The organism is Psychrobacter sp. APC 3426 (assembly GCF_030408035.1).
GTDB lineage: Bacteria > Pseudomonadota > Gammaproteobacteria > Pseudomonadales > Moraxellaceae > Psychrobacter.
On record NZ_JASDCF010000012.1, the window covers coordinates 69,502 to 95,113 of the forward strand.

The window sequence follows — 25,612 nt, forward strand, 5'->3', positions numbered from 1 at the left end:
CATTAAATGATAATGAGTCTTTATTATAGGCGCTTATTGGCGAGTTGTTTATAGCGCTGAGAAAATGGCGATATGAGATGTATTTTTTAAATAAATAATGATTAGTTATTAAGTAAATAATTATAGCTTACGATACGTTTGATACGCAATTGGACGCATATACGCTATCGATACTACCTATTACTTTGTAGATAAAAATCCAATTACATGCCACCAGTCAATAATTAACCACTAGGGCGTGTCCTGATTTTGAAAATGATGATAAAAATGAGATAAATTGAAGTCAAACAAGGAAAATAACGCAGATAATATCGGGATACTAGCCAGTTATTTGACGCCGTTTGGCAAAATTTAGCCATTTTTAGCCCATTTAGATGCAATCGTTCAGATTGAGGACACGCCCTAGTGCAGACCCTCTCAGGCACAAATGTAAACAATCCTGACGCACCTTATTTCAATGAAAAAACGTTAAGTGTTTTGTGACACTCCTATTTAGATATCGCTAGGGTATTGCCATTGGAGCTGTGAAAACTACCGACTGTCGTCTATTAGATGCTAATCTATATTCAATCTGTAATAATATTGTAGGAAAAGTATTTTTTATTAACGTTTTTTCTCATACTTTTTCACACATTCTAATTATTGGAAATGGTGCCATGCATAAAGCTCAACACTTTTTAGATTCAGTCAGTTCACGTAACTCTGGTAACTATACATACCAACTACTGAGCCTGATGGGCTTTATGGTGCTGTTATTGGTCAGTAGCTCTGTGTTTGCATTAGAAGACAATCCTGGTGCAACTTGTCCAGCTAATAGCTTTCAGGGCAGCTTAACCTCTAGTGATTATAGTAATCTAGTATCGGCTACTAATTCCAACAACTACATTGCTGTCTCTGGTAATATACCTTTAGAAATTCGAACGACTCTACAAGAGTCTAGTACCAATACTGTTCAAAGCGCGTATGAACCTTTTACTAATTCAGGCAAGACCGCTATTAATATCAGACGCACCTTTCCTAATACGTCAGCATCAACCGATATTACATTGAATTTTCGCAATAGCCTTACTAAAGAGCCTTTATATCTGACCAACGTTGCCTTGAGTGCTTTTGATATTGATTATGCAAACCGTAGAGGCAATCGCTTCTATGATTATGTTAAATTTAGCGGTATAACAGAAGATGGACGTGAAATACTTAGTAGACAGCAGAGCATACCCGGTTCTTTCATTACTAACTTTGAACAACGAGGTTTGTTTACTGGTGGTAGTACAGGCCGCAGCAATAATTGCTCAGCACAAAATCTAGATACTCGTTGCCAAGGCTCTATCCAGTTTCCTGAACCTGTAAGTTCAGTGATGATCAGTTATACCAATACGGGAACTCTGATCAATTCATCTCCAACGAATCAAGAGGTGGATATCAGTTTAGACAACTACTGTTACGCGCCGCCGTCGCAGTCTTACGAGATTAGTAAAACGGATAATGTGACCAGTATTAGCACTAATAATACAACTACTTATACCATCAAAGTCACCAATACAGGTGGTAATGCTCTACAAAATATTATCTTAAAAGATCCTGTTGTATCGGGACTCAGTAAACAATCTAACATTACTTGTGATACCTCCGATACTGCCAATGTGTGTAGCACACCGCCTACTGTGACTCAACTAGAACGATCAACAGGTTTTACTATTCCCACTCTTGCCGCTGGCAAAAGTTATAGTATCAAAGTACCTACTCTGGTCACTGCTGCATCAGGAACCGATGTTACTAATACTGCGACTATCAGCCACACAACACTAGCCGACAAGAGTAGCTCTGATACGAATAGCGTCACTTCTATATTTGACGGTGGATCCTTTAATACGCCTGCTACTTGTCCAAGCGGTCATAAAATGTATTATATAGGTGCCAATCCTCCATCGTTTAGTCCTATAAATTCCCAACTGCTAAACTGGACTTCTGGAAATACATCAAGGACTTTTACCTTTGAAGAGTCTGCAGGTAACAAGACATTTTTGATTAGCTTCTCTGGTATCAGGAACTTGAATAGCAATAACGGCACTCCTCCCTATTTTGGTTCTATTAATGGCGTAACCACCTCTGCTATCAATATGCAACATGTCTCTGCTGCGGTAGAAACTAACCATATTTTAGACATTAGTATAAATCGTACTATTAGTAAGTCCGGCTACAAAATACAAGACTTGGACTCTACTATTGCCTCAGGTCAGATACCTTATATTGAACAAGTTGATGTCTCTAATAGTGGTGGTCAGCTTACATTTAATGATGTTTTTCACACCATCAACTCTGGTAGAAATATCGTTACTGCTATTAGAGAAAAGAACTGTGGCGTTGGCGAGTGTACTATCGACGCAACTTGGGGTTACAACACTGCCAATACGCCTTTTAGCCTAAAGCACAACAATTCATTTACCGAAAGAAGAAGAAGCCCACACACCGTTGGCTACTCTGATTTCTACTTTTGCCTTGCACCACCTCAGATCATCGTGAACAAACTGTTAGATGGTAGCCGCGTGGACGGCGATGATCAATTCCGTATTGAATTGCGTCGCACGGATAATAATGCTTTTGTACAAGCTTTTACGACGACTGGATCCGGTGATGTAGTCACTGATAACACAACCACAGTCACCACTCTGACTGAAGGAGTTAACTATACGGTCTCTGAGGGAATTATCAATGGTAATCTACTTGATTACCAGACCACTTATACGTGTTCAAACGCAACCACTGGCACTAATGAAGTCTTTAGTAGTGGTGAGATGCCAGTGAATGCTGCTGGTACGCGTCGCACCTTTGCTATAAATAATGTGAGCTATGGTGATGAGATTACTTGTAACGTTACTAACACGCCGTCTCAATATACCTTCTCGGGTATAGTGTTCAATGACAATGGTGGTATTTCTAGCGAAGATAAATTTGATACATCGAGCACCTTTACAGGTAACTCGTCTTACTTCAATGGTCAATTCGACTCGTCGGTCGAGTCAGGCTTATCTCATCCTGATCTAAAGGTGAGTTTAAATGATTGTAACGGTACTATTATCGATGCTACAAACAGCCCTAACCCTCAATCTATACCAATCTCAGGCCAGTATAATTTTATAGTACAAGCAGATAAATTACCGGATAATAATACCGTTTGTATTACCGAAATAGAACCAGATCCGTGGAGCGACTACCCTGTAGATACTACGCCGAATGAGTATGAGTTTACTCTGAAGTCGGGATTGTTTAACTATAAAACAGGGGTGCAAGACAATACAGGTAATACTCTAAATCTTGACTTTGGTGAAGTTATAAGAAATCAGTCTGCGTTAGTGCTTACTAAGTCTCAATACGTACATCAGTGCGACGATACACTAGATTTGACGAATCCAGCGATTAATCAGCCGACCTCTGACCCAATGGTAGGATTTAGCGATCAACCGCCTAGCACGAACGTTGATCCTGGTCAGTGTATCGCCTATAAAATCACCGCAACCAATCGCGGCAATATCGATCTTAATGACATCGTTGTCAGCGACACCTTGCAAAAAGACGGTGTTGGCGGCGCTACAGTGACATCAACGCTGGCTGACGCGGTTAGCACAGCTGATGGCTTCGCTACTGATAGAGCGATAGGATACAACGGTACGATAAGCACTCAGCCATTTAACTTAAATGGTAAAGCCGTGCGTTCATTCTATTTCAATACCCAATACGGTAAATGAGAAGTCGATTAATACCCCCTTACCTCGTTAGGTATTTTGACTGCTCTAAAAAAGTCTGACTTCAAATAGACCTTGTCCTTGTGATAAGGTCTATTTGAATAAACAGCCATGCTTTATCAGTAACTATTGGCTGCCGCTAAGATAACAAAGTAAAGTATGTGCATCATAGCTTTAGACAATCGATAGGAACTGATACAGCATCTGATTATTAACTATCATGGCATGATTCTTGCTCAGTTATAAGTGGCACAACACGAAGATCAGATACAAAGCAATAGATAACATCAATGACGGTAATGACGACTATAAGGCAGCTGACAAGGTTCACTTAAATAGTTGTGTAATAATAAGTCGTCATTTGTTATGTTTTTACAATTAGATAACCATCTCTTTCAATATATAAAGAACCATCTGTAATTTTTTACCTATTATATCAGGCACTTATATTTAGAATTTTAGACATGCAGTCGTTATCCTAAGTACTATAACGTCTATATGATAATACACTTACCATAGGGCGGTTAAATAGTACCGCTCATCGTTTTTATAGTGAATGTTTGTAAAGGCTTTGTAATAATACCCTTGAGAACATTTTCTCGTTTCTATCAGCGTAGCTACTCATTATAGTGATTTATAGCGTATTTACTTAATCACGTCATACTATGAGCTGTAAAGTAAAGGTTGCATTGATAGTCGTGATTTTAGGAAGGAATACCCAATGAAAGGTTTTAATTATTTACGTAGTATCTTAATCGCTGGTGTGGTATCGACTGCCGCACTGAGCGCAGCCTATGCAGAAGACGCGCTCTCTATGGAGCTGACTGCCAATAAAGTAGCAAAAGATGCCGAAGGCAAAACAGTTTACTTGCCTGTCAGAAATGCTGCTGCAGGTACTGTCGTTCAGTACAAGGCCACTTACACCAACACGATTAACAAAGACATCAGTGACTTGGCAGTAACGCTACCTGTCCCAGCCAATATGACATTCACTGGGGAGGCTCATCCAACCAGCGCACAAGCCAGTATCGATGGAAAAAACTATGCCGACATGCCCTTGATGCGCAAAGTCAATGGCAAGCTAGTCAAAATCCCACTGTCTGAATACCGTGCATTACGCTGGAACATTAAGCTATTACCTGCAAAAAAATCTGCTGATGTATCGCTCAATACTATTGTCAATTAATTATTACCAATCAAATCTCCTTTTAAGCCAATAAATAATTATTTTATTTATTCGCTATTTAGAGCTTTCTCTTTAACCTGCAATACTTTGCTTTAACCTTTTAGGACTTCTTTATGAAACCAAATCTATTCAATCACACCCTACTCGCTGTCGGCGTTGCCGCGCTGATGGGCGTATCAACTGGTGCTATGGCGACTACTGAGTCTGGTGCAGTAAGCACAGGCGCAGCTGGTATCAAAAACATCGCAACTGCGAAATATAAAGTCGGTAATGATACTGAATTTCAGCCAGAAGTTGAGTCTAATGAAGTTATTGTAAATATCAGCGAAACAGCGAACTTCTCATTGGTTGCTACTTCTGATGATGTTGTTGATGAAAAGAACGAAGACATCGCTGCCACACCGAATACCACGACTGAGTTTAACCATATCTTAGCCAACAACGGTAACGTTACTGATACTTATACCATCGAAACCACTGGTAATAACTCAAATATCGCAACAAAAGATCCAGATTATGCTCTTGGCGTAGCAGATATTGACTATGCGATTGATGTCAGTGGTCTTACTCAAGCTGAAAAGGACGATCTAGTAGCACAAAACGCCGCTTCCGGCCTATCAATTTCTGGTAATACTGCTACTGGTACAATCCCTAATGATAGTACGATCACCCTTCTACCAGGTCTAGAAGCTGAGCTTAGCTACCAAGCAGCGACTGGCGATCAGACAGGCGGCAATATCGGTGTTGGTACTTTAAAAGCAACCAGTACCTTTATTACAGCAGCAGAACCAGCTAAAGCAGAATTAATCAACGAAAACCAAACTATTGTTACGGTACCAGTATTCAAAATTGAGAAGTCTGCTATTTGTCAAAGTAAGACTAACTGTAATAGCCTAGACCTAAATTCTGCTGACACTGATATCGATTACAGTATTAAAGTCACTAACGTCAAAACAGATTATAGTGTTGAGGCAGATAACTTTGTCATTCGTGATGTATTGCCTAAAGGTATGAAACTGAATGGTGATGTCACCTTGCCAAGTGGTGCTACAGTTGTAACAACTGGTACAGATGCTGATGGTCGTCAGATTATTGATGTCACTGTGCCAAGTTTAGCAGTTGCAGCAGACTTGACTGTCAGTTTCAAAGTCGAAATCGAGGTCGATGTATTAAGAGCTGCAGGTAGTGCGACTAACCATGCTACTGTCTACGATAGCTATGATGATACAACGCCAAATCCTGATGACCCTAATAGCTATGACATCACAGATAGTACAGATGACACTTTAGATAGTCCTAATGTCCCTGAAGATGGTGATGGTCCAGGCACTCCTGGTGAAGATACCACACCAACTATTACCTTTACCGATCGTGACATAAGCATCACTGATGCTGATAACCAAGAAGTGGCTGTTAAAGGTGAAGTAACTTACACGCATACCATTACCAACGAAGGTAATGAAAATGAAGGTGGTACGGATCGCCCAATCACCATCACATTAACAGATCCAGATACGAGTAATGCGCTTTCAATTGATAAGACCAATAACGTACCTTACTACTCAACGGATGGTGGCACTACCAAAGCTCCTTTAACTGATAATGGTGACGGTACTTATACTATACCTGATAGCGTCACTCTGGTACCAAACGAGGCTGCAGACGGTGAGACGCCTACTACAGGCAGCACTGTTGAGATTGGTTATACTGTGATATCAGATGGTACTAATGATGATATCGACGTTACCGATGAAACCAATACTGTCACAGTTACCCCTGGTGGCGATTTGGCACCTACTGTTCCTGATGTGACTAATACCACAGAAATCCAAGGCCTTAAGTTAGTGAAACTAGCGGCTGTAGTGTCTGCCGATGGCAATCAAGGTCTTACCTGCCCAACTGGAACTGGCCTAGATAGCCTGAGTTTCTCAGACGGTACTACTGCTATCAATGCTGAACCTTTTGATTGTATCGTCTATAAAGTGACAGCGACCAATACCTTTACCACTAAAGATTTGACAGACGTGACTATATCGGATGCCAAGTCACAGTGGGAGGCTCAATCAACTTATCAAGACGACCTTAAAGGCTTAATTGGTACTTCAGATGCTGGTGTTACAGATAGTGGTGCTGGAGCTATCATTACTACTAAGTTTGATACTTTACCAATTTCAAGTGATGGTACGATGACTTTCTCTATCAAAGTGAATCCTTAAGTCGTAAATATTTAATAAGTGTTTTTTAATAATTAACTTTAGGAGTATTACAGGTAACCAGATTACCTGTAATACCCAACTTTAAGCTTTACCCCAAGTATTATTTCTTGTTTTATTGGATAAGTAACATATATGACTACTCGTATACAGACAACGCTTACACACACATCATCGCGTACCGCCAGGGTATCCGCGTTGACATTAGCGATGTTGCTTATGCAATCGAATACTGCACAAGCAGCCTCTCAATCAGTGCTACAGCTGATTGATAACGTTGCAAATGCCAGCTACACCGTCAATGACCAATCAGACGTTACTCTACAGTCTGACTCTAATAAAGTCCGTGTCAAAGCATCTGCACTACCCGAATATGGTATCGAACTGACTCAGCCTGCCACTCAAACGGTAGAGCCTAGTACCACCGTAAACTGGATCAATGTCCTAAAAAATACCAGTTATAGCGATCAGACTGTCGATTTGACTTTGACCGTGCCTGACACATTGTCCAATATCAAAATCTATCAAGACCTAAATAATAACGGTATCGTCGATGGTGATGATCAGCAGCTGTTACTTGATAACTTAAGCACCCAAATCAAGCTAGGACAGAGTGAGAGCATTCAGCTCATTGTCCAAGCACTGTCTGACGCCAACGCTCAGGACGGTGATACTGCCGAGATTCAGCTTGGTGCTGTGGTCACCGAGGATCCATCACTAAAAGAAGTCATAGCCACTGACAGCTTGGTCATTGTCAAACCAGATATCGGTTTCAAAAACGAAGCTTTCGATAGTGAGCCAACCTCTTCACAAATTGGCAAAAACGTCTATCTCGAAACCAGCTTTGCACAATGTAACCTGCAAAGCGATGAGAAAGACCAAGTATGGGTCACCATCAAGTCAGCCAATCCACCAGTTGGAACTGGTGATACTTATTCACTAAAAGCTATCGAAACCGGTGTGAACACGGGTAAATATCGCTTAGACGCTCCTACGCAAAATAATGCAAATGCAATTAGTGATGCCATTATTCAGACGCTAGAAGGCGACACGCTGACGGCTACCCTAGATGCCTGTATTGCCCCCTCTGTCGGATTGGATGAGCAACCTAGCGCGTCTGATCTCAATAAAATTGACCGAGATCTCAGCACAACCATCGTCATAAACGATACCTCCCCTACGCTACAGGTCACCAAAGAAGGTGATGTGAAGACTGCTGAGCTAGGTGACTATGTCAACTATACGATTAATATCAAGAATGATGGCAAATCTACTGCCTATGATGTTGAGTTAAAAGACGCGATGCCACGTGGCTTTGACTATGTGTCTGGTAGCTTGCGTGTTGATAACGCTAAAACAGATGACTTCACAGCAGAAGGCAAGTATCAAATCTTAGGTTTGGGTAATCTGGCAGTTAATGAAAGCAAAACAGTCACTTATCGTGTCTTGATTGGCTCTTCTGCCTTAGGTGGCGACGGTATTAACCGCGCCATCGCACAGGGTCGCGACTCTGAAACTGGTGGATCAGTACTGACTTCGATAGAGGCACAGTGGCCTATCGAAGTGAACCGTGGTGTCATGAATACCGATGGTATCATCATCGGTAAGGTCTACCACGATATCAACCGTGATGGTATCCAACAAAAAGAAGATGGTGAGCTGGGTGTCGCTGGTGTGCGCATCTATATGGAAGATGGTAATTTCATCGTTACCGACCCTGAAGGCAAGTATAACTTTTATGGCATCAGTGCCAAGACCCACGTACTAAAAGTGGATCGTACAACCATACCTAGAGAGACTGAGCTGGTTATTCAAAGTAACCGCAATGCTGGTGATGCCGGCAGCCGTTTCGTCGATCTCAAATACGGCGAGCTGCATCGTGCCGACTTTGCTATCGTCGGTGGTATGGGCGATAGCACAGATCTTCTAAATGCAGAGCTGGTAGAGCGTAGCAAGACTATTAGTGCAAAGAATAATGCGCTAGAAGCTGCGGTAAAAAACAAACTGGCATTAGAGCCTGACTATGATCGTGATGTGACCGATAATGTTGATGCCAGTGGTTGTAAGTCTAATGATGACTTAGATCAGAGCATAAAATGCGACTCCGCTATCGTCAATGACATGGCGACACCTAGTGCTGACCGTATACAAATGGCTGTCAACACCATCAAGCAGCCAAAAGCTGAACTGCTAGAAGAGTTCCTAAAAGAAGTGGCAAGCAATGAGGTTGCTTTTATTAACTTGAGCAGCGGTCAACAGCTCGCCTCACACAAGCAATTGGTTCAAGTACAAGCGCCACTAGGCTCAAACTTCATGCTATATGCCAATGGCAAGCCCGTATCCGAACAGCAAATCGGTAAGACCGCTGAGCAAGAAAAACAAAAAGTCATCGCTTTTGACTATTATGCAGTTGATTTAAAGCGTGGACGCAATACCCTACGTGGTGTGGCTACTGATGTAAATGGCAAGGTTATCTCAGAGCAAACTATTGAAGTGCTTGCTCCTGATAGCTTGCAAGCGATTGACTATCGCACCCAAGACAGCCTTGTACCTGCAGATGGTGTCAGCGAATATCAAGTCGTCATCAGTCTAAAAGACCGTGATGGCCGTCCTTACGTTTCATCCACTCCTATCAACATCGATACTAACATCGGCCGTATCAACCTAAAAGATGGCAATAAAGACCAGGCTGGCACTCAAGTAACAGTCACTGGTGGCGAGCTGCTCATTCCCGTCATCGCACCAAGTGCGCCGGGCAAAGGTGAACTAGTCATCAACACGGGTAGTAGCAAGCAAGTCATTCCACTACAGTTCACTGCCAAGCTACGTCCGTTAATCGCTGTGGGTATCGTAGAAGGCGCCATCTCACTCAAAGACTTTGATGGCAGCAATATCACTGATGCACAAGGCGCGTTTGAACAAGAGCTGCATGAAATCTCAGGCAATGATGATTATTCAGCCACTGGTCGTGCGGCTATGTTCCTAAAAGGCAAAGTGCGCGGCGATTATCTGCTGACACTGGCCTATGACAGCGACAAAAAAGGCGAGCGCCTATTCCGTGATATCGAGCCTGGTGAGTATTACCCTGTTTATGGCGATTCATCGGCCAAAGGCTTCGATGCGCAGTCAACCAGCAAGCTATATGTACGTGTAGATAAAGGTCGTTCGTTTGCGATGTACGGCGATCTAAAAACCCAAATCGATAATGATGACGGTATCAAGCTCGGTCAATACAATCGCACCTTAACTGGTCTAAAAGCCCAGTATGAAGATGACAATACTCGTATCACAGCCTTTGCTGCAGAGACCAGCACGTCACAGCGTGTCAATGAGACACGTGGTCTTGGTATTTCAGGCCCCTATCCATTGGCTGAAAACTTCGATGCGGTACTTGAAAACTCAGAGACGGTTGAAGTCATCACCCGCGATGCCAATAACGCTGGCCTCATCGTTAAACGTGAGACACTAACGCGCTTCGCTGACTATGAAATCGATCCTATCAGTCGCAGCTTATACCTAAAAGCCCCTATCGCCAGTCTAGATATCGATGGCAACCCTATTTATTTACGTGTCACAGTAGAAGTAGACGAAGGTGGCGAAAAGTACTGGGTTGGTGGTGTGGCCGCTAAGCAACAACTGACTAAGAAAATCGCTATCGGTGGTAGCTATATCCATAGTGATGACCCACTCAATAAAGAAGAGCTTGCCAGTATTAATAGCGTCATCAAGTTCAACGACAAGCTAAAACTTGTCGCTGAATATGCCAAAAATAAAGCAGAAAATCCTAATTACGACCCAAGCAATCAAATTAATGCCACAGAACTGACAGGCAATGATACGGATGGTGATGCCATACGTATTGAGCTTGACTATGACGATAAGAAAAACACCCGTGCCAAAGCTTATTATAATGATGCCGATACAGGATTTGTCACTGGTGCATCGCCGCTAACGGCTGGCCGTACTGAGTCTGGTGTAGAAGTCACTCATACTCTGAATGAGAAAAATACTGCGCTTAAGCTAGAAGGTGTACGCACTGAAGACCATACGACTGATGCAAGCCGTGAAGGTGTGCAAGCCAGTATAGAGCAGCGCTTAAGTCAAAATATCGTGGGCGAGATTGGTCTACGCTACTACAAGCAAGATGCAACTGCTGCTTCACGTAATACCCAAGCGGCAACCGATGTGGTAGATATCACTGATGATACGGTATTTAACGATGACATCATCAACCAGTCAGCGCTTAATGGCGTCAATAATGCTGACAAAGATATCGAAGGCACCACGGCTCGTGCTCGTATTACCGCGCGTTTGCCTAAACTCAATAACTCGTTAGTATTTGCCGAATATGAGCAGGATATTGACAACAGCGAGCGTAATGCAACCTCTGTCGGCGGCGAGACGCCTCTAGGTAACCTAGGTCGTCTATATGCTCGTCATGACCTAATCAACAGCTTGTCTGGCAGCTATGGTTTGGATGACACAGAAGAGCGCCAACGTACGGTCATTGGTTTTGACGCCACTTATATGAAAGATGGTAAGGTCTATAGCGAGTACCGCATGCGTGATGCCATCAGTGCGCGCGAAGCAGAAGCCGCCATCGGTCTAAAAAACAAATGGTACGTGCAAGAAGGTCTGACCCTAAGCACGTTGTTTGAGCGTGTTGAATCACTAGAAGGTGATACGGAAAATACTGCAACAGCTGCTGGTATAGGCGTCGAATACTTAGCCAAAGAAAACTACAAAGCATCAGGGCGTTTTGAGAAACGTTGGGGTGAGACCAGTGATACATTATTAGGTAGTGCTGGTATTGCTTATCGTTATACCGATGATGTCACCCTACTTGCCAAAGATATCTACTCACAGGTGGACTATGATGATGGGCATCGTACTATCAATCGTTTTCAACTGGGCGCTGCATACCGCGACTATGATAGCAATCAGCTAGACATGCTTGCCAAGCTAGAGTATCGTTTAGATGACAATGCTACTGGCACTGACCAATATCAAAAAGATACAACGATATGGTCATGGAGTGGCAACTATCATCCGACACGCCCATTAACCTTATCAGGTCGTTATGCTGGTAAATATACTGAATATGATGCTGACGATATCGTAAGTGATAACACAGCGCATGCAGTCTATGCACGCGGTTTATACGACATCAGCGAGCGTTGGGATATTGGCTTACAAGCTGGTACTTACTGGAACAAGCAAGCGGATGATATGTCATATATGCTTGGTGCAGAGGTTGGCTATAGCCCTATAACTAACCTATGGTTGTCGCTTGGCTACAACTTTATGGGCTTTGAAGATGAAGATATCGCTTATGACGACAGTACGCAAGAAGGCGCTTACTTCAGATTACGCTTTAAATTCGATGAAGATTTATTCAAACGAGAAGATCCACGTAAAAATAAGCGTTTGACGAGTAACTCTACGCTATAATCTAACAAAATTGTCGTCGGTCTGACCTGCGGCAATTTTTTCATTACTGTACTGATATTTTTCAGTTGGCTCATATATACTGATAAACGTTTGATATAGTGATTAGGGTGTGTCCTAATATTAACAAACACTTAAAAATAAAACCGATTACCTGAATACAAGGGTTGTAATATGTTGAAGTCTGCCACCACAGTAGCTACCTATAAACGCTCTCTTTATACGGCATTGTCAGCAGTATTGCTACTCACATCTGCTTCATCAGCATTGGCAGCAAGCGACAGTGTCAAAGCCAATACATTCTTAAGTAATGACTACTGTCATAGCAATTCAGAGAATCAAATCCCTTCTTATAAATACCAAAGTACTCAGCAGCGCGCATTGAGCTGTATGCTCACACAGGTGCAAGCATATCAGCAAACTGACAATACCGCACAGCAGCGATATCTCGCCTATAAAGCACAGGCATGGCTGAATTACGCCATCCATCAAGACAGTATTAATAGTCGTTCTAATTCTGGTGCCTATGCAGCACAAACAGCAGAATCTATACTGCAATCATTAAAGAATGGCACAGAAAAAGATATCAGCCTGCATCAAGATATTCCTTCTATGTCGACACTGATGCGACCTGACCTATGGGCGACGCTAAGCGCTCTTAAAGACAGTGACGGTATCACCTCAGCACCACGTGAAATGGCCTTTAGTGAAGTGGCTCTGATTTGGGCGGCCACCAATCAATGTCAGCGTGGCTGGAGAGAGTCAGGCAGTCACTTTCGCATGGCAGATCGCTGGCTTGAGCAAGCACGCGAAGCTTATGTCAATGACCATGATTCAGAAACCAATGTTGCGTTGCAAGACCTGATGGTCCGCTATTATGAGCAGTACTCTTCTTTAGATACGGGCGAAGATACTTGTAACGGACAAGTCCTCACCCCTATCAGCCAAGCAAATACTCAGATTCAATCAAATCCCTAGCTTTCAAAAACCTAGCAGCGATAGGCGATAGCATCGGGGCAAAAACTCGCTGTCATGATTAAACCTATAGTCAAAACATCTTAAAAACGCTACGCTATTGCTGATATCAATTTTTTGTAGCCTCTGTCTGCGCAGGCACAGCAAGCAAGAAAAATTGATATCAGCAGTGCGTGATGTATCGATATTACTTTTCACTGACTATAGCAGACATAGAAAAGCCGACACTTGATGTCGGCTTTCTTATGTTCATATCATCAGCTAAGATAGATCAAATTAGCGATTTTTACGTGGTAGCTTTTCTGGTAAGTAGCAACGCAGGTAAGCAATAAATGCAGTATTCGCTTCTTGAATGTATTCATTGGTGATGCTTTGATGACGGCGGTACGACAAGGTAAAGATAGCATTGACGATACCGTAAGCAATCAATAACGTGTCCTGAATATCATCAAAGTTTGGCATTTCATAGCGCTCTGACAAGCGCTTATAAACCAAATCAATGATTTGATGATCGATGTCTTCACCAAAACTGTCACCTTCAAAATCAGGCGTATTGGTGTCATAAATAAGCTTGGCTTTGGTCTCATCATTACGGAATATCGTCACACAGTGATCAATCAATGCCGTTAAGTAGCCCTGCCATCTGTCATAATTACCGATATCTACCGTCTCTACTATTTCTAATATTTCGATAGCATTCAAAAAGCGTAATGCTAAAAAGATTGCTTCGATATTAGGAAAGAAGTGATATGCAGAAGCTCTAGGAATACCCGCTTCTTCGCACACTGCAGCCAAAGTAATATCATTGATAGCATGTGTTTCACTGAGTTTTTTTGCACCAGCCAAAAGTTTCTGACGGCGTGCACGGCCCTGCTGGCTAGTAAATTTGAACTTGTTAGGTACCAGTTTTTTAGCCAGTTCCGAGTCTACCAATACATCTTCAATTTTTTCGTCTTTGTTTTCGCTCATTGTGATTCTCTTAATATTACGCCCTATTGTATAAATATAATCTTCATTGAGCAGCATTCGTCCTAAATTGAAGGACTACTATTGTTACTGGCTAAAAATGTATGGCCAATATTATCGTTACTGTGTCCAATGGAGAGGCATCATAAACGCTTGTACATTATCAAGCAAGGGTGATGAATGGGTTAATAAGAATGTATGGGTCAACAATGTAATAGAGTTAACCAGGTAATGTAATAAAATTAATCATTCAATTTAATTTTCGCTCGTATAATACCATGGTCGATGACTCTATCTGCATAATCCCACTTTAAATGATCATTAAAATAGTCCACCCGTTCTACTTGACCGAGCGAAAACTTGCTATCAGGTAAGAACTCTTCTGAAACAAACAGCTGATCGATGACTTCCGGCATACCTTGGTATATATGAGTATAGGCAACATCTTTCATCCAACCGTAACGTGCTTGGATACGAGCGGCATCAAATAGTGCAACATCCCGCATGCTTTTATCATAATTGACTTCACCAGTTTCAGTCATCAATTGTGTCGTCACGCTACCGGTCACATCATTCATATCGCCCAATAGAATCAATGGTTCACGAGTATGATGTAACCGTTCAATGATGGACATGCGAATGGAGGCAGCTTCTGCAGCGCGCATACACAAACTACGGAGTTTGGCACGCACCCGAATGTTAGGATCATCCATATCCTCTAATAGGTTGCCATTATCATCGCGTAGGAAAAAAGCACGTTTGCTTTTTAGATGAGCGGTAATAATCGTAATGGGTTGTCCATAGGCATTGACTCGCAACACGATAGGTGGACGATTAAAACGTTGATAAGGACCAATATCAGGGACATCAATCACCGCTTTAGGTTCTACCTGCTCTAACAAACTGGTTTCTAACTGCTCAAACCGGCTTATGAAACCAACCGCTGGTGTCTTTTGCGCCCCTTTACCTTGAGTATAAGGACTGGCATTGTCATTACTTGCCAGCGGAATCACCACATGTTCTGGCTTGAAACCCAATGAGACCGCTAGTGCTTCAAGTGCATTGCTGTCCCACACCTCTTGTACTGCGATAATGTCCGCATGTGCCTTGGCCAATAAGTCACTAATACCGCGCAGCTTATGGTCATATTCACTATCATTGTAAGCTGGCGCATTATCGTAATAGATACGATTGGGGTTGGCAAAATTCAGTAAATTAGCGGTCGCTATATAAAACTGCTTATTAGTATTGGCGGTATCGTTGTTGCTCATATACACCCTATCATATTTATTATTATAATATATTCATTAATATCCATACATAATACCTTTTATGCATAAAAAAAGCTTCCAAAGTCAACTTTGGAAGCTTTAAATTAACATAAATAGCGTATACGGACGTTGCTGATAGACCTTAATCTACAATTAGCCTATCTGTTGTAACGAAATAGTAAGCTATTGCATTATTTTTTAACCAAGTACTATCTAGCAAACGCCCTTGTAGGCAAATTCTTAAGATAAGCGATTCCAAGCATCTTGTGATGCTCTACGGGCCTCGTTCCACTCTAGGCGTGACTCGCCTTTCACTTCATGCCATGAGCGCTCTAAATCAGACTCATGATCCTCAAAGCGAGCATCAGCTGGGTAGCGAGCACGGTTGGCATAGCCTACTGCATACGCTGGATGTAAATCACGGTCAAAATCTAGACCATCACGGTAGTAATCAGCATTGGCATATTCAGCACGCCAGTATGCTTCTTCACGTGTTGGATCAATCGCTTCAGCCGCTGCATGACCTGCACCGCCACCAACGATAGCACCGATAGCACCACCGATTAATGTTCCTAATGGACCTGCCATTGTACCGATAGCCGCACCTGCTGCTGCACCACCCACACCACCAATGCCTGTACCTACTGGATGTGAACCTGGCTCACCGGTGATTGGGTCAGCATTCAAGTCATGCTTGGTCTCTTTTGACATATGTTTTACTTCACTGCGATCGATACCGTCATGGTTACTCATAATATTATCCTTAACTTATTAGTTATGTTTTGAATTATTCTTCCACTAAAATAGTGGTCTTGCAGAAATCTTCTAAAGTATAGGGATTTATGAACAACGACAGATAGACGGATTATGTAAACTATGTCCAACTTCGTATTGCCTTGCGTTACAGCCTGTATCTTTATCACCATTATGTACGCTAGCGTCATGCTTTGGGTAATCTTAAGCTGACACCTAACGACTCAAAACAACTCATTTCTAAGCGAATCACTTAATAACACAGAGCGAACTATATTTTCATTAACGACCGTTGAATGGCTTGTTGCCACTTTTCGAGGTGCTGCTCGCGAGCATCAGCGGACATACTAGGCTCAAAGATACGATCCACTTGCCAAGAGTCTTTCATCGTTGTTTCATCGTAGAGCCCTGTTTTTAGTCCCGCAAGGAGTGCTGCGCCCTTAGCGGTAATTTCTGTATCTCTAGGACGCAATACCGGCACATCGAGCAAATCCGCTTGGAACTGCATGAGCAAATCGTTATTGGCTGCCCCGCCATCCACTCTTAGCTCAGTCAATGGATGTGGACTGTCTTTTTGCATGGCAATCAGCACATCATAAGTTTGGTAAGCAACCGCCTCTAACGCTGCCCGAGCAATATGCGCTTTGGTGGTACCGCGACTCATGCCTGTGATACTCGCACTGATATCGGAACGCCAGTAAGGCGCACCAAGACCGGTAAAGGCCGGTAATAGCACCACATCTTCACTGCTATCCACTTGCCGCGCTAAGTCTTCGACTTCATGACTCTGTTGAATCATGCCCAAATTATCACGCAGCCATTGAACAATAGCGCCTGCCATAAACACGCTACCTTCCAACGCATATGTCACCTCCTTTTTCGGCGGCTGTAGTATGCGCATACCTGATTGCACGATTTGCTCAAACGATAAATTGTCTGGACGCGTCGGTACGGATTTTCGCTGCCACGCTATGGTCGTGAGCAATTTATGCTCGCTAAGCTTGGGCTGTTGCCCGATATTCATCAGCATAAAACATCCAGTACCGTAGGTGTTTTTTGCCATGCCAGCATCTAGGCACCCTTGTCCAAACAGCGCCGCTTGCTGATCACCCAATACCGCTTGAATGGGTATCTGCTTGGCAAATAAGCCTTTTTTTGTTTTGCCAAAATCTCCGTCAGACGGCAAAACTTTGGGTAGGATATTCATGGGTATCGAAAATCGAGCACACAATGCTTCTGACCACTCCAGTTTATGAATGTCAAAAAGCAGCGTTCGAGAAGCATTGGTTACATCAATGACATGCTCGCCCCCTGTCAGCTTGTAAATCAGCCAGCTATCAATGGTGCCAACCGCAATCTCACCTCTACTGGCGCGGACGCTAAGTTTGGGGTTGTTTTCGAGCAACCATGCGATTTTGCTGGCACTAAAATAAGGGTCTAGGCGCAGCCCTGTGATACGCTGCACCTCCTGCGCCATGTTACCTTGCTTACCATTTTGCTCATTGTTCTTACCATCGCTTTCATTCATACCATCAAGATTGGCATTAAAATCATGACCATGAGCAGATTCGGCAGCGAGTGTTTTACAATAGCTTGCCGTGCGTCTGTCTTGCCAAATAATGGCTGGTGCGAGTGGTTTGCCTGTTTGCTTATCCCAAATCACGATAGATTCGCGTTGGTTGGTGATAGCAATACTGGTCACATCAGTGGCGAGCAGCCCTGCTAGGTTAATCACATCATGGGCACAGCTAATCTGAGTCTGCCAGATTTGCTGCGCATCTTGCTCCACAAATCCAGCTTTTGGCGTTTGTAAGGTCGTGGGCTGTTGTGCCATCTTGATGGGACGTGCATGGTCGTCATACAATATCGCCCGACTCGATGTTGTGCCTTGATCTAAAGCCAATATATATCCCGCCATTACGTGCACCTTTTGCTAATTTTACTTATTGTTTTGCATCTCAAAGAGTTTTTTCGCCAATAAAGCTGACTGCTGCCACTGTCTATCATAGCGTATATTTCGTGCCTAAGAACAACAACTAGAATGCTGAGTTTTAACCTATCAAAAGTATTATTATATAAGACAAAATTTATCCGTAAGGACCAACCATAATACTCAGCTGGTACCTAGGCATAAGGCTAAGAATGAGTCAGTCACTCATCACTGATTCACTGGCTGTCAAATAGTCTATAATAGTCTGACAATTCTATTGGGTAAGCAGCTAAAACTATATAATGCTGTCTGTTATTTTATAATACCTTGCTTTCTAATTAATGGCTTATGTGACTTATGAAATTCGCTTTATCGGCCCTACCTACTGCTATGATGACGGTTACCCTCATGGGTATGCCTGTGGTGACTTATGCAAATACTCACACAGACAGCGTAGAATCACAAGATGATGTGACACCTATAACAGTGACGCAAATCGTTGATGCGGATAGCCAAACGGGCAGTAATAATATTGTGCCGCCTGAATCAGAGACTGTCTTAACAAATGTCAATAGCACCAATGCCTCTAACGTCATATCAGATAATGGCATACCAGCAACAAAGCTGCAGACACTTATTGACCCTATCACCCATAAGGCGGTAGATAACAGCTATGCCTTAGATGTTTCTAGCTTTTTAAGCCTTGAACAAGCGCAGAACCTCTTATTACAAGTTTCTCCAAAAATCGCTGCCAATGAAGCCGCCATCGCCGCCAGTGAATATCAAACAGATGCACTCAGGACTATAGACAACCCCTTGGTCTTTGCTCGAGTATCGGCCAGCGCTTACCATATCGACGAAGATATAGATTTATCCTCTATTAAGAGCGGTATTACCAATGAGATTAATAATAGCGTCGACAACATCATCCCTCCTGTACCACCCATAACAGATTTGCCAAACTTTGGAGAACTGGTTGGTGAACGTCTACCAGATAATTACGATTTTAAGCGTTCGGGAGAGACGACAAGTGCAGGGCTTGGCGTGGTTTGGCCTATCTATACGGCTGGACGCACGACTGCACTGACTGGTGCATCAAATGCGCGCACCCAAGAAGCGGTGGCAGACAGCATACTCGATAAAAACGAGCTTTATAATACGTTAATTGAGCGCTACTTTAAGGCACAGCTGGCCATTATCGCGGCCTATTTGCGTGAAGATGCTTATGACACGTTAAAGCAAACGGACCATATGGCAGAGCGTTTGTTTGAGGAAGGTTTCATCTCACGTGTGGATAGGTTAGAGGCGCAGTCGGCACTTGCGGATGCAAAAAGCGAAGCTGCCAACGCCAATAATGACGCTCGACTCGCGATGATTGCCCTACAGCGACTGTTGCGTACTGATTATCGTATCAAGCCAACCACACCGCTGTTTGTGTCCAGTCGCCCGCTACCAGATGTCAGTTACTTCCAAGACTTGGCACTAAATAATCATCCAGGTCTACAGAAAGTCGCTGCTAAGCGCGCGCAAGCTCAGCAGTTACATGCCCTATCAGACACAGGCTATAAGCCTACCGTGATGTTATATGGTTATGGGCAAATCGAAAAAGACCCAAGCTGGGTTGCCGGTATATCTGCCAGTTGGAAGCTATGGGGCGGGCTCGATAAAACCGCTTCACTGGCATCAAGCAGTGCTCAGATACGCCAAGCTGACCTATCTGAGATTGAAGTCAGTGATAACCTACTGCTGTTGGTCGAAAAAAACTGGCACGATGTGAATAACGCCCAATCACGCTACCAAGCATTACAGAGCAACGTCGATTTGGCAGCGGAAGTACTGCGCTTACGTCGTCTTGGACTGCAAGAAGGCGTGAATACCACCATCGAAGTGGTGCAGGCGCAAACGCAATCGTTGAAAGCCCGTACAGAGCAAGCACAAGCTGCAAACAGCTACGTGCAGGCGCTGGCAGCCCTAATGCAAAGCTGCGGTACGCCACTCGCCTTCAACGCTTATCTCAATGCCGCTGATATCCAACTGCCTACATTATATAGTGAATAATGACCGGACTTTATTCTGTGCTTTATTGATACTAATTCTACTGTGAATAACCGTTTTATGACAAAACTGACTGCTAACGTGACAAATTTGCTGCCGCAATTACTACAGACCTGGCGTATATCGAACCACTCTAATGTTTGGGCACATTGCGCAAACGTAGGATTTTTTGGTTTTCTATCTATTTTTCCAGCAATGGCGGTATTTGTACTGCTTTATGGTCTCGCTTTTTCACCTGTTGAAATGCAAGAGCAGGTTTCACTGTTACGTCCGTTTATCCCTGAGTCTGTCTATGAGGTTCTTAATTCACGCTTAAGTGAGCTGGCGTCTAATACTGCATCCAAACTGACTTTTGGTTTGATTATATCGACGCTGCTGGCACTTTATGCAGGCTCCAAGGGCATAAAATCCCTCATTATCCTGGTGAATCTTGCCTTTCATATCACCCAAGAGCGCAATTTTATACAAGGTACGATTCGAGCACTTGGTTTAACCTTCGCTGCCGTTGTGGTCTTGATTATAGCCATCTCCTCTATCGCTATTATTCCTTTGGCGGCGGCTTATTTTCCTTTCCCTCAAATAGCCAAGACCATTGCGCTTTGGAGTAGATGGCCGATATTGGCTGGCATCATATTTTTCAGCTTCTTAAGCCTATATCGTTTTGCGCCAAACCGTGATGCAGTACCATTAAAAAAACTGGTGCCAGGTGCTGCAATTGCAACCGTACTTTGGATTTTACTGTCCATATTGTTTTCGATTTATGTGCAGAACTTTAACAACTATAGTGCTGAGTTTGGTGCACTTTCAGCAGCGGTTGTCATTATGCTGTGGCTTTATTATTCAGCGTTTATTGTCGCTTTTGGTGCTATTTTTAATTTCGAAACCATAGAAAACGCCAAGCCTTATGCCATTCGCGTGTACTAGGTAAAAAGGCTTTACCCTATGCTTTTCACTCTCAACTTTACTGCTTTAGGAATCTCACTGTCATGACTGAATTTCCAAAAGAATCAGACGATTCACGTAAATCAAATGATTCGACTGATTACACTGATGAGTCAACGTTGTCTCACGATGATCAGCCGTCAGTCGACTCTGTAGAAGACGCACCTGATGCGCAGGCTGAGCCGCCGACGCCAACTTATCGTGACCGTGCTAAAGCCGATAAATCTGCCATGATAAAAAAGGCGCTTGTCGCTGTAGTCGTACTCATCATACTGGGCGTGATTGCTTATGGGTTATACAAAAGCACCCAACAGAGTGAGCCGCAAGTCATTACACTGCAAGGACAGATGCAGATGCAACAAACGTCTATCGCAGCAAAGGTGCCAGGGCGTATCGCTCAGATTATGGTCACTGAGGGTGATGCGGTCACACCAGGTCAACAGCTCATTGAGATGGATTCACCTGAGATAAATGCCAAAATCAACCAAGCGCGTGCTGGCAAGCAAATGGCGCAAAGTCAGTTGGATAAAGCAGAAAACGGCGCGCGCCCACAAGAGATTGCGCAAGCAAAAGCAGCTTGGCAAGCCAATAAAGCAGCCTCTGACTTGGCAGAAAATACCTACCAACGTGTCAATCGCCTGTATGAAGAAGGACTGATGGCGAGGCAAAAACGTGATGAAGCTTATGCTCAATTTCTTGCCACTCAAGATCAGACAGAGGCGGCGCGCTTACAGTATGATTTGGCATTAGAGGGCGCGCGTAGTGAAGACAAGTCAGCCGCTTCAGCGCAAGTGGCACAAGTCGATGCCCAATTAGATGAAGCGCTTGTGGCCAAAGAAGAAGCCAACTTAAAAAGCCCGATTGCCGGTATTGTTGATAACGTTATTGTCAGTGCAGGTGAAGTCATCGGTCAGGGCGTTCCACTCTTGACGTTAGTGAATACCGATGATCAGTGGGTGGTGCTCAACGTCACCGAATCACACCTTAATCAGTTCGCCATTGGTCAACAGTTTACGGGCAGCATACCAGCGCTCTCATCCGCTGATAAACCCTATAAAAAGCAGTTCACGGTTTATGCGACCTCCACACTGTCTGATTTTGCCACGTGGCGACCGACCAATAGTGATGATGGTTTTGATGTGCGCACTTTTGAAGTGAAAGCACGGCCAACGACGCCTGATGCTCGTATTCGCTCAGGCATGAGTGTCATTGTGCATATCAACCCAACCATCACAAGCCAAGAGTAAGTCATGAGCCTGACTAAGCTAAGTGAGGCTTTTATACGTAGTGCCGCCTACGAGCGACGGTTTTTGGCCAAAAATCCGTGGGATTTGACCATGGTGCTATGGATACCTTTGGCAACCGTCTTGCTGATTTGGTGGATATTTTCACAAACTCAGATTACCGACTTGCCCATCGGAGTCATTGATCAAGACAATGGTCCTGTTGCCAATACCGCAGTGCGTTATTTGGAAGCCAGCCCCACTCTGACAGTAAAACACACTTATTATTCATCTGCCGAAGCAGAAGCCGCTATTTTACAACGCGACATCTATGCGGTCGTCATTATCCCCGAAGATTTCTCTCGTAATATTCTATCGAGTCAGTCTTCGCCATTAATTCTGCAAGTAAATGCTCAGTACGGCACGCATTCAGGCATTATTCAAACCAGTGTTCAAGCCGTCGCCGGCACACTATCAGCGGGTGTTGAGATACAGCGCTTGGTCAAGCAAGGTATGGCACCATCACAGGCAGCGCTCGCCTACTCACCCATTAGCATTCAGCGCATCAGTCTTTTCAATGCGGCAACTGACTATCAACAGTTTTTGGCGTCAACGGTCATCCCTGCACTATTGCATATATTGGCAATGGTCATCGGTGCGACAACCATTGGCCGTGAGCTGCGTGATAAGCAACTCGGTCACTGGTATGGTTTTATTGATGCTGGTAAACCTGAGCTAACGTTACATTATCAAACAACGACTAACGCAGAAAACAATCTACCAGATAGCCATCAGACGGTTAGTAATCAAGCTGCTAGCGATGCTAATCACCAGACTGATGAGCATTATACTGAACAGATTGGTCAGCATATTAGTGACAGTCATCATGACGGTGTTAGTAAGAACTCAAGTGCTAATAACAATAATGACGTTATCAATAATGGCCCGTCTTCGACTGCAAACCAAACCACTGAACCGGTAAGCATCCTAGTATTACTCTTTGGGCTGTTGGGTAAATACTTTTGGCCGATGCTGGCCTATAGTCTTTGGTCGATATTGGCGCTTTGGCTTGCCGCGCCACAAGAGTCAGTTGCTATCAGCTCAATTGTTATTACTTACCTTAGTCTAATCATACTCATGATGTTGTCGTTTTGGCTGGGTGCTATCTTCACGCTAGGCTCGTTCTCACTACGTATGGGCTTGTCTGCTACAGGCTTTATTTCAGCACCTTCTTATGCTTTTGCTGGTGTTACTTTTCCTTATATCGCTATTAGTGACAGCGCTCAGCACTGGTCAGATGCTCTGCCACTTACTCATTATTTAAAACTCCATATCGCGCAGTTGCAGATGCAAGCACCTGTTGCCATCTCATTGCCGATTATTTATGGGTTGGCGATTGCTACCATCATTGCTATGAGCTTGACTGCACTGCTGACCAAACGTGCACTGGCACATCCTGAACGTTGGGGAGCACGCTAATGCCAATACCACCACAAGACAAATTATCTCCCTCAACATCAGACCTAGAACACTCTTTAGCATCGCCAAGCTTCTTTGGCAGTTTTTTACAAACGATGAAAGATATCTTTACTGATAAAGGTATCGTCTTAATGTTGATTATTGCCCCGATTATCTACGGCTTCTTTTATCCTTGGCCATACTCAGCAGAAGTGGTCAATCATGTGCCAGTCGGTATCATTGACAAAGACAATAGCGACTTATCACGTACTATCGTCCGTTATGCAAGTGCTAGCCCGCAGCTAAATACCCAGCGTTTCCTCGACGAGCAAAGTGCCATTGAGGCCATCTGGTCAGACGAGATTGCAGGCTATATGATTATTCCAACTGGACTTGAGCAGCAGGTACTATCAGGCAAAGCCGCTAGTGTCAGCGTCCTTGGTAATGGCGGTTATTTTCTGCTGAATAAAAACGTACAAATGGGTTTCTTACAAGCTGTTAGTACCGTATCAGCAGGCATTAAAATTAAAAAGAGTGTTGCCCAAGGTGCCTATGCCCCTACTGCAGCACAGAATGCTCAAGCAGTGCCATTACAGATTGTGCCTTTATATAATCAGACAGAGGGTTATGGTGCTTATGTGGTGCCCGCCGTCTCGATTATTATTTTGCAGCAGACTCTACTGATGGCAACGGCCATGCTGATTGGTACTTGGTATGAACAGCGGCGTCATACAACCAGTACTCGCGGCTGGCTTGGTCGTATAGCCGCGCTCAGTACGCTAAGTTTCGTGATTGGCTGTTTTTATTATGGCTGGGCATTTGAGTTACATCACTATTCGCGCGGACAAAACATGCTGGGTAGCCTACTATTCTTGCTGTTGTTTTGTCCGACAGTGGCGACGCTTGGCTGTCTGTTAGGGCTATGGTTCCGGCAGCGCGAGCGCAGTATGCAAATATTGATTTTCAGCTCATTGCCGATGTTTTTTGTCAGTGGTTATCCTTGGCCAGCAGATCAGCTGCCTACCTTCTTACAAATAGTACGCTGGTTGATACCCACAACGCCCGCCATTAATACCTCTGTACAGCTAAACCAAATGGGCGCGAGTATCTCTCAAGTTTCTACTGGGTTTTATGCGTTGGCAGCCCTATGGGTGTTTTACTTTGTTCTACTCATGTGGGTACGCTGGCATGAAGCTCACAAATCACCGAGACCCATTATATAACCTCATCACATAGCTCGATCACCTAAAGATGATATTGATTGATACTATATCAACCAAAAAAAAGCGCCTGCTAATATTGCAGACGCTTTTTTTATTTTTATGTCCCGTCCTAGAATGAGTTGACACATTTTAGGCGGTATTATGTCAAACATAGAGAACAAAAGAGCTAAGCGTAGTCAAAAAGATTACACCTTAGGCTTTAAATTAAGCGTTGTAAGTAGTGTTG

14 protein-coding genes are annotated in these 25,612 nt (G+C 43.6%); 10 read left to right on the plus strand and 4 right to left on the minus strand.

Annotated features, from left to right (window positions below):
• Positions 1-656: 656 nt before the first annotated feature.
• The 5 genes from QL919_RS08015 (at position 657) to QL919_RS08035 (ending at position 13,568) form a co-directional block, all read left to right on the plus strand.
• Positions 657-3,746 (plus strand): hypothetical protein, encoded by a 3,090-nt coding sequence (locus tag QL919_RS08015; protein ID WP_290189034.1) that lies wholly within the window; start codon positions 657-659, stop codon positions 3,744-3,746.
• A gap of 718 nt (positions 3,747-4,464) precedes the next feature.
• Entirely contained in the window at positions 4,465-4,929 is a 465-nt protein-coding gene (locus QL919_RS08020; RefSeq protein ID WP_290189035.1) for a hypothetical protein, read from the plus strand.
• 113 nt (positions 4,930-5,042) lie between these two features.
• A complete protein-coding gene (locus QL919_RS08025; protein ID WP_290189036.1) occupies positions 5,043-7,145 on the plus strand; it encodes a hypothetical protein in 2,103 nt (700 codons plus the stop codon).
• A 216-nt stretch (positions 7,146-7,361) separates the two neighbouring features.
• Positions 7,362-12,593: a hypothetical protein gene (locus tag QL919_RS08030; protein WP_290189037.1), complete on the plus strand. Its 5,232-nt coding sequence runs from the start codon at positions 7,362-7,364 to the stop codon at positions 12,591-12,593.
• Between the two features lie 171 nt (positions 12,594-12,764).
• A complete protein-coding gene (locus tag QL919_RS08035; protein ID WP_290189038.1) occupies positions 12,765-13,568 on the plus strand; it encodes a hypothetical protein in 804 nt (267 codons plus the stop codon).
• 273 nt (positions 13,569-13,841) lie between these two features.
• Here QL919_RS08035 and QL919_RS08040 read toward each other — a convergent pair whose 3' ends face one another.
• The 4 genes from QL919_RS08040 to glpK all read right to left on the minus strand — a co-directional run bounded on the left by QL919_RS08040 (position 13,842) and on the right by glpK (position 18,473).
• Positions 13,842-14,534, minus strand: coding sequence for a TetR/AcrR family transcriptional regulator (locus QL919_RS08040; RefSeq protein ID WP_290189039.1), 693 nt, complete (start codon positions 14,532-14,534; stop codon positions 13,842-13,844).
• Positions 14,535-14,773: 239 nt separating this feature from the next.
• Positions 14,774-15,802 (minus strand): endonuclease/exonuclease/phosphatase family protein, encoded by a 1,029-nt coding sequence (locus QL919_RS08045; protein WP_290189040.1) that lies wholly within the window; start codon positions 15,800-15,802, stop codon positions 14,774-14,776.
• Between the two features lie 240 nt (positions 15,803-16,042).
• Complete coding sequence (locus tag QL919_RS08050) at positions 16,043-16,555, minus strand: hypothetical protein (RefSeq protein WP_290189041.1); 513 nt, start codon at positions 16,553-16,555, stop codon at positions 16,043-16,045.
• Between the two features lie 271 nt (positions 16,556-16,826).
• Entirely contained in the window at positions 16,827-18,473 is a 1,647-nt protein-coding gene (gene glpK / locus QL919_RS08055) for a glycerol kinase GlpK (RefSeq protein ID WP_290189042.1), read from the minus strand.
• Positions 18,474-18,842: 369 nt separating this feature from the next.
• Here glpK and QL919_RS08060 point away from each other — a divergent pair, with 369 nt between their 5' ends.
• The 5 genes from QL919_RS08060 to QL919_RS08080 all read left to right on the plus strand — a co-directional run bounded on the left by QL919_RS08060 (position 18,843) and on the right by QL919_RS08080 (position 25,386).
• A complete protein-coding gene (locus QL919_RS08060; RefSeq protein ID WP_290189043.1) occupies positions 18,843-20,543 on the plus strand; it encodes a TolC family protein in 1,701 nt (566 codons plus the stop codon).
• Between the two features lie 57 nt (positions 20,544-20,600).
• Positions 20,601-21,464: a YihY/virulence factor BrkB family protein gene (locus QL919_RS08065; RefSeq protein WP_290189044.1), complete on the plus strand. Its 864-nt coding sequence runs from the start codon at positions 20,601-20,603 to the stop codon at positions 21,462-21,464.
• Positions 21,465-21,526: 62 nt separating this feature from the next.
• Complete coding sequence (locus QL919_RS08070) at positions 21,527-22,729, plus strand: efflux RND transporter periplasmic adaptor subunit (protein ID WP_290189045.1); 1,203 nt, start codon at positions 21,527-21,529, stop codon at positions 22,727-22,729.
• 3 nt (positions 22,730-22,732) lie between these two features.
• Positions 22,733-24,184 (plus strand): ABC transporter permease, encoded by a 1,452-nt coding sequence (locus QL919_RS08075; RefSeq protein WP_290189046.1) that lies wholly within the window; start codon positions 22,733-22,735, stop codon positions 24,182-24,184.
• The gene (locus QL919_RS08080) at positions 24,184-25,386 is read left to right on the plus strand and encodes an ABC transporter permease (protein WP_290189047.1); all 1,203 of its coding nucleotides are present in this window, start codon (positions 24,184-24,186) and stop codon (positions 25,384-25,386) included. The genes QL919_RS08075 and QL919_RS08080 overlap by 1 nt, the downstream gene beginning before the upstream one ends.
• Positions 25,387-25,612: the final 226 nt, after the last annotated feature.

Coding starts and splice junctions, on each gene's coding strand:
- QL919_RS08050 (WP_290189041.1), bottom strand. CDS start 16,555: ATGAGTAACCATGACGGTATCGATCGCAGTGAAGTAAAACATATGTCA.
- QL919_RS08065 (WP_290189044.1), top strand. CDS start 20,601: ATGACAAAACTGACTGCTAACGTGACAAATTTGCTGCCGCAATTACTA.
- QL919_RS08060 (WP_290189043.1), top strand. CDS start 18,843: ATGAAATTCGCTTTATCGGCCCTACCTACTGCTATGATGACGGTTACC.
- QL919_RS08015 (WP_290189034.1), top strand. CDS start 657: ATGCATAAAGCTCAACACTTTTTAGATTCAGTCAGTTCACGTAACTCT.
- QL919_RS08080 (WP_290189047.1), top strand. CDS start 24,184: ATGCCAATACCACCACAAGACAAATTATCTCCCTCAACATCAGACCTA.
- QL919_RS08075 (WP_290189046.1), top strand. CDS start 22,733: ATGAGCCTGACTAAGCTAAGTGAGGCTTTTATACGTAGTGCCGCCTAC.
- QL919_RS08035 (WP_290189038.1), top strand. CDS start 12,765: ATGTTGAAGTCTGCCACCACAGTAGCTACCTATAAACGCTCTCTTTAT.
- QL919_RS08040 (WP_290189039.1), bottom strand. CDS start 14,534: ATGAGCGAAAACAAAGACGAAAAAATTGAAGATGTATTGGTAGACTCG.
- QL919_RS08045 (WP_290189040.1), bottom strand. CDS start 15,802: ATGAGCAACAACGATACCGCCAATACTAATAAGCAGTTTTATATAGCG.
- QL919_RS08025 (WP_290189036.1), top strand. CDS start 5,043: ATGAAACCAAATCTATTCAATCACACCCTACTCGCTGTCGGCGTTGCC.
- QL919_RS08020 (WP_290189035.1), top strand. CDS start 4,465: ATGAAAGGTTTTAATTATTTACGTAGTATCTTAATCGCTGGTGTGGTA.
- QL919_RS08070 (WP_290189045.1), top strand. CDS start 21,527: ATGACTGAATTTCCAAAAGAATCAGACGATTCACGTAAATCAAATGAT.
- QL919_RS08030 (WP_290189037.1), top strand. CDS start 7,362: ATGCAATCGAATACTGCACAAGCAGCCTCTCAATCAGTGCTACAGCTG.
- glpK (WP_290189042.1), bottom strand. CDS start 18,473: ATGGCGGGATATATATTGGCTTTAGATCAAGGCACAACATCGAGTCGG.